The following is a 6,296-nucleotide window of genomic DNA, read 5'->3' on the forward strand; positions in this document are numbered from 1 at the left end:
GCTCCTCACTGAGGTTCGGGGAGCGACCCCGGCGGGTCGCAGTCGGCCTCGGCGGCGCCGGCCGCCACGCGGATGCCGCCGAGGAGCATCGCACGGAAGGCCGGATCGGCGTACGCCTCCTCGCCGTGGCCCATGCCGGTGTACCAGGACCGGCCGCCCTGGACCCGCTGGCACCAGGTGATGGGGTGGTCGCCCATCCGGTCGGGGCCCGGGTCGTAGGAGGACTCGTCGAGGGAGGCGAGGACGTGGACGGTGTTCCTGGGGTCGGTGCGGAAGTTGTACCACTCGTCCGACCGCTCCCACGTGGCGGGCAGGTGCCTGGTGCTGGGGTTGTGCCGGTCCTCGACGACCACCCGGGCCCGGAACAGCCCGTGGGGATGGCTCTTGAAGTAGGCGCCGACGACCTGGCCGTAGAAGGGCCAGTCGAACTCGGTGTCGGAGGCGGAGTGAAGGCCCGCGTAGCCGCCGCCGGTCCGGATGTAGCCCTCGAAGGCGGTCTTCTCGGTGGCGTCGAGGACGTTGCCGGAGGTCAGGGCGAAGACGACGGCCCGGTAGCCGGCGAGGCGGGCGGGGGTGAAGAAGGCGCCGTCCTCGGTGGCGTCGACCGCGAACCCGTTCGCGGCGCCCAGGTCCTTGACGGCCTGGACGGCGGCGGGGATCGAGCCGTGCCGGTAGCCGCCGGTCTTGGAGAAGACGAGCACCTTGAACTCAGGCCGCCTGGGTGCGGGTTCCGACGCGGCACAGCCCGTGAGGCCGATGAGGGCGAGCACGGCACCCAGTGCCGGCATCGGCCGCAGTGATCGGAGACGGGGCAATTCGGACTCCTCGGGAGAGGCGCACAGGGGCGCACCTGGAGAGCATCCTGACAGGTGGGGGGATACGAATGAGGGAGTGGGAAGTCGGGCTCGCCGACTTCCCACTCCCTCGGCGTCACGGGGTGGGGCTGGGGGTGAGGGTGGGGGATGAGGGTGGGGGTGGGGTCGTATGCCCTCCGATATCACGGGATTCAGAGGACGTTGGGGAGGACGAGGTCCAGTTCGGACCAGACCGTCTTGGAGTTGGGGTGACGGGGAATGGTGCCCCAGCGGTCGGAGAGCGCGTCGACGAGGGTGAGGCCGCGCCCGGACTGGGAGTTGGGCCGGAGCTTCGTGGGGAGGGCGGGGATCCTGTCACCCCGGGGGTCGCTGATCTCGATGCGGAGGGTGATGCCCCGGCGCACGAAGGTGGTGAGCGAGAGGTGAAACTCGAACCCGCGCCCCGGAACGCGTCCGTGCGTGATCGCGTTCGCGGCCAGCTCGGCGACGATCAGGAGCGCGCCGTGGTAGCGCTCGGTGTGGGTGGAGTGCAGTTCCCAGTCCGTGAGTTGACGCCTCGCCAGACGTCGGCAGATGGCCGCGCCCTTGGGGGAGGCGGTGAGGGTGGTGGTGTGGGAGCGGGGGTTGTCGCGGGGGATTTCGGTTGCCATGGGAGAAAAGCGTGGCGGGCTGGAAGTACCCTGACCAGGCATCCGGCACGCACGGAGGGTGCCTGTACGGGTGCGGACAGCTTTCGTGTGGCTCAATCGCAGAAGGGCGACCACGATGGGCGTGGCGAGTGGCAATGGATCCGGAACCGACGACGTGCGGACTGAATTGCCGGAGGACCTGACGGAGGTCTCGGACTTCTTCCGCGCGCTCGGCAAACAGATCAAGCTCCTACGGGAACAGGCCGGACTGACGCAGAGGCAGCTCGGCGAGCGTGTCGGCTACACGGAGCAGATGATCAGCGCGGTGGAACGTGGAGTCCGCACCCCGCAGCCCGAGTTGCTGATCGCGCTGGACAGAGCGCTCAACGCCCGTGGCCTGCTGGCCATCGCGGCGGACGACGTGATCAAGGCCCGGAACAAGGCCCGGGTACGCCATCCGGCCTGGTTCCGGGGCTACGTCGAGCTGGAGCCCGTGGCGGTCGAGATCCACGAGCACAGCATGTATGCCATCCCGGGCCTCTTGCAGACCGAGGCGCACATGCGAGCTGTGTACGGGATGAGGCAGCCCTTGCTGACTGAAGAAGTCATCGACGAACGGGTAGTGTCGAGGCTCTCCCGCCAGGTGATCCTCTCGCGATGGCCGCGTGCGATCTTCAGCTGGGTCGTCGATGAGAGCGTCCTCATGCGGCCCTTGGGCGGCTGGGAGGTTCACAGAGAACAGCTGCGCCACCTGCTGGAGGTGGGAAGGATGCGGGGGATGGCCATTCAGGTCATGCCGCTGAACAGGAGCGAGCACGCAGGGCTGGGCGGCCCGTTCATCCTGATCACGCCCAAGGGGCGCCCACAGACCGGTTACATCGAGGCGCAACAGAGCAGTCGTCTGATCACGGATCAGGAGGAGGTCCGTATCATGAACGCACGCTACGGCGCCCTCAGGGCTCAGGCTCACACGCCGGAGGAGTCCATGACCTTGATCGAGAAGATGCTGGGAGAATGATGAACACGAAGCTGGTGTGGTTCAAGAGCAGCCACAGCACCAACGAGGGCGGCGCCTGCGTCGAGGTCGCCGAGACTCCCGGCACCGTCCACGTCCGTGACTCCAAGGACAAGAGCGGCCCCCAGCTGGCCTTCGAGCCGGCCGCGTGGGACGCGTTCGTGAGGTTCGCCGCCACCGCCGAGGTCTGAGCCGCAAGGCCTCCCCTCAACGGCCCACCGCCTTCCCGGCGGCGGGCCGTTGGCGTACCGTCGGACGGTATGGAACTCGCCTGGTTCAAGAGCAGCCACAGCGGCAACGAGGGCGGTGCCTGCATCGAAGTCGCCTGGCGCAAGAGCAGCTACAGCTCCAACGAGGGCGGGCAGTGCGTCGAGGTCGCCGACACCCCCACCGCCGTCCACGTCCGTGACTCCAAGGACAAGACCGGCCCCCAGCTCACCTTCTCCCCCGCCGCCTGGCAGGCGTTCGTGACGTTCGCCGCCACCACGACCCGGCCCGTCTGACCCGACAGCTTCACTCTGTACGGGCCTTCCGCGAATCGACCACCCGACGAACATATGCTCGGTCAACTCCCTTCCCAGGATGAGACGATCACCTCTCACCGGTCAATTCGCGAGAGGGCAGGCAATGAATCTTCTGGTGGCCGACGATCTGCGTCTCAGTTTCGGCACGACCCGCGCGCTGGACGGCGTCTCGTTCGCAGTCGCCCCACGGGAGGTGGTGGCCGTGACCGGGTCGAGCGGCTCGGGGAAGTCGACGCTGCTGCACTGCTTGGCGGGGATCCTCACCCCGGAGGCCGGTAGCGTCCGCCTCGACGGCGAGCGGTTCGACAACCTGCCGGAGGCGGGCCGCAGCTCTCTGCGTCGCCGGGACTTCGGCTTCGTCTTCCAGCTGGGCGAGTTGATCCCCGAACTGTCCGTCCTGGAGAACGTGGCCCTGCCGCTGCGGCTCGCGGGTGCGACCCGTAAGGAAGCCGCACGGAACGCGGCCGAGGCACTCGGACGGCTGGAGATCGCCGACCTCGCCGCGAAGCGTCCGTCCCAGATCTCCGGCGGACAGGCCCAACGAGCCGCCGTGGCAAGGGCCTTGATCCACCGCCCGAAGGTGGTCTTCGCCGACGAGCCCACCGGTGCGCTCGACACCGTCAACGGCGAGCGCGTGCTGACGGCGCTGACCACGGCGGCCCGGGAGCAGGGCGCCGCCGTGGTCGTGGTGACCCACGAGGCTCGCGTCGCGGCCTGCGCGGACCGCGAGATCGTGATGAGCAACGGCCGCGTGGTCGGGACGAAGGAGCGGGTCTGATGCGAGCCCGCCTCTACCCCTTACTCCTGGGCGTGCGCCTGGTGCGCGGCTACGGCCGCTCGGGCTGGGCCCGGGTCGCCCTGATGGCCGGCGGGACCGCGCTCGGCGTGGTCGTCCTCCTGCTGGCGATCGCCGTCCCGGGCATGCTCCAGCACCGTGCGGACCGGGCCGACGCCCGGACCGTGATCTGCGCGGCCACGGCCGATAGCCCGGCAGCCGGCTGCGGCCTGCTCGGCCAGGGCGTGTCGGACAGCTGGTACGGCCGACCCCTGCAACGTCAGCTCGTCGCCGCGTCCGCCGACGCCCCGCCGCCCGGCCTGAGCCGTCCGCCCGCTCCGGGCGAGGTGGTGCTCTCACCCGCGCTGCGAGCGCTCTACGACCGGCCGGGCAACCAGGCGCTGCGCGACCGGCTGCCCGGCCGGGTCACCGAGACGATCACCGCTGACGGCCTGGTGCAGCCGGACGAACTGCTCGCGTACGTCGGCGTCGGGAGCACCCCGGGTGCCTCGACCCAGCAGTTCACGGGGTACGGGCCGCTGGCACACGGCGCCACCGGCCCGGCGGTGGTGGCCGAGGCCAGCGCGGTCGCGGACGCCCGCAAGAACACCATCACCCTGGCCGTCGGCGTGATCGCCGTCCTCACCCCCGTCCTGCTGTTCCTCGCCTCCTGTGCCAGGCTCTCCGCCGCCACGCGGGACCGGCGCCTGGCCGCGCTCCGCCTGCTCGGGGTGACGCCGCGCCAGGCGCAGGTGGTGAACGCCGGGGAGAGTGCCGTGGTGGCCTCGCTGGGTGCGCTCGCCGGCCTGGCCGTCTTCGAGGCTCTGCTGCCGTTCACCTCCCGGTGGACCGTCGCGGGCTACGGCTGGTACTCCGCCGATCTCCAGCCCCCGCTGTGGCAGACCGCGGCGCTGCTGCTGGCCGTTCCCCTGCTCGCCGTCGCGGTGGGGGCCGTCGCGGTCCGGCGGGTCACCAGCGCCACGAGGGCCGGGCGCACCGACACCGTGCCGAAGGCCCCGTCCCCCTGGCGGCTGGCGCCTCTGGTGCTCGGCATCGCCGTCAGCGGGTACGCGGCGATGAGCCCCCCGCCGGAGCGCGGTGACCCGAACACCTCGATGCTGCTCACCATGGCCGCCGGGCTGCTGCTGGTGTTCATCGGCCTGGCGGCGGGCACTCCGCTGATCGCCCGGAGCATCGGCGTGTTCCTCGGGCGGGTGGCCCGGTCGATCGCCGTCCTGCTCGGCGCCCGCCGGCTGGAGGCCGAGGCCGCCGCCGCGACCCGGGTCGTCTCCGGGCTGGTCCTGCTGGTCTTCGCGGGGGCGTTCGGGCAGTCGGTGTTCGCGGCGATCCAGTCCCGCACCGCCGCCGAGTCCTGGGCCCAGGTGATGGCCCCCGGCGTGTACCAGGGGCCGGCGACGAGCGCGGACGGCACGCCGCTGGCGGCCGCCACCTTCGCCGATGTCCCCGGTGTGCGCTCCGTCGTCCCCGTGCGCCGGCTCCAGACGCCGATGGCCCCCGTCACCGCGACGCCCGCCCCGAACATCTCGAACATCTCGAACGTCCCGAACACCCCGAACGTCCCGGGCGTCCCGGGCGTCCCGGGCGTCCCGGGCGGAGGTTCCGCGGCACCGGCCGGCGTGGTCCAGACGCCCCCGCTCATCCACAACGCCGTCGTCCTCAGCTGCGCCGAGCTGTCCTCGGTCATCAGGCAGGCGCCGCAGTCCTGCGAGGAGGGCACCGCGTACTGGCTCGCCGGGTCCGGTCAGCCGGCCGGGCTCGGCAACGGGGCACCGCTGACCCTGGCTCCGGTGACCGACCCCGGCAGCCCCCTCACCGTGGCGGCACCCACCCGCACCCTGGAGGTCCCCGACCGCAATGCGATCTCCGACAGTTCTCCGGTGGCGGCCGAGATGATGCTGCCGCCCGGCACACCGGGCCTGTCCGCCGCCGCATTGCCCGCCGCGTCGTACCTGGTCGTCACCGACGGCGAGCGGTCCACCTTCGAGGCGCTCAACGCGGCGGCCGCCCGGGTCGACCCGAGCCTGACGGTCTCCGTCCCGGACATCGCGCTCGAATCGCAGTACCAGTTCCCGCTGTTCCGGGCCCTGCTCACCATCGGGACCCTCCTCGTGCTCACGATCTCCTGCGCGGCCATCGCCGTCGGCTCGATCGACCGGGCGGTCGAACGCCGCCGCGAGGTCGCCCTCCAGGCCGTGGTCGGGGTCCCGTTGCCCACCATGCGGCGCGCCCAGCTCCTCCAGGTGCTCATCCCGTACGGCAGCGGCATCACCCTGGCCCTGGGCCTCGCCGCCCTGGTCGGCCGCGCCTACGGACGTGCGGGAGGCACGTCCGGGGCGATCCCGCTCGGAGGGCTCGGCGCCGTCGCCGCCATCGCGCTCGCCGGCGCGGTGGTGGCGGGGCTCAGCGCGCTCCCCGCTCTCGGCCGGGGCGTCAAGGCGGAGTTCCTGCACCGCGAATAGCCCACGGCACCCCGCATCCGTCAACGGCGGCAACGGGCCCGCACCCGCAGGGGCGCGG

The 6,296-nt window shown here is 71.6% G+C and carries 7 protein-coding genes; 5 read left to right on the plus strand and 2 right to left on the minus strand.

Annotated elements, in window-relative coordinates; genetic code table 11:
- Window positions 1–5: 5 nt before the first annotated feature.
- Both ACFRAR_RS32340 and ACFRAR_RS32345 read right to left on the minus strand, forming a co-directional pair.
- Window positions 6–788, minus strand: coding sequence for a ThuA domain-containing protein (locus ACFRAR_RS32340; RefSeq protein WP_380702732.1), 783 nt, complete (start codon window positions 786–788; stop codon window positions 6–8).
- 218 nt (window positions 789–1,006) lie between these two features.
- Entirely contained in the window at window positions 1,007–1,465 is a 459-nt protein-coding gene (locus tag ACFRAR_RS32345; RefSeq protein ID WP_380702734.1) for an ATP-binding protein, read from the minus strand.
- Window positions 1,466–1,580: 115 nt separating this feature from the next.
- On the opposite strand from ACFRAR_RS32345, the gene ACFRAR_RS32350 reads away from it, so the two are divergent.
- The 5 genes from ACFRAR_RS32350 to ACFRAR_RS32370 all read left to right on the plus strand — a co-directional run bounded on the left by ACFRAR_RS32350 (window position 1,581) and on the right by ACFRAR_RS32370 (window position 6,238).
- Window positions 1,581–2,462, plus strand: a complete 882-nt coding sequence (locus ACFRAR_RS32350) for a Scr1 family TA system antitoxin-like transcriptional regulator (protein ID WP_380702736.1) — start codon at window positions 1,581–1,583, stop codon at window positions 2,460–2,462.
- Window positions 2,459–2,650: a DUF397 domain-containing protein gene (locus tag ACFRAR_RS32355; RefSeq protein ID WP_380702738.1), complete on the plus strand. Its 192-nt coding sequence runs from the start codon at window positions 2,459–2,461 to the stop codon at window positions 2,648–2,650. Before ACFRAR_RS32350 ends, ACFRAR_RS32355 begins: the two co-directional genes overlap by 4 nt.
- Before the next feature lie 69 nt (window positions 2,651–2,719).
- Window positions 2,720–2,962, plus strand: coding sequence for a DUF397 domain-containing protein (locus tag ACFRAR_RS32360; RefSeq protein ID WP_380702740.1), 243 nt, complete (start codon window positions 2,720–2,722; stop codon window positions 2,960–2,962).
- Window positions 2,963–3,086: 124 nt separating this feature from the next.
- Entirely contained in the window at window positions 3,087–3,761 is a 675-nt protein-coding gene (locus ACFRAR_RS32365) for an ABC transporter ATP-binding protein (protein WP_380702742.1), read from the plus strand.
- Entirely contained in the window at window positions 3,761–6,238 is a 2,478-nt protein-coding gene (locus tag ACFRAR_RS32370) for an FtsX-like permease family protein (protein ID WP_380702744.1), read from the plus strand. Before ACFRAR_RS32365 ends, ACFRAR_RS32370 begins: the two co-directional genes overlap by 1 nt.
- Window positions 6,239–6,296 lie beyond the last annotated feature (58 nt).

The organism is Kitasatospora sp. NPDC056651 (assembly GCF_042792155.1).
Taxonomy (GTDB): Bacteria; Actinomycetota; Actinomycetes; order Streptomycetales; family Streptomycetaceae; genus Kitasatospora.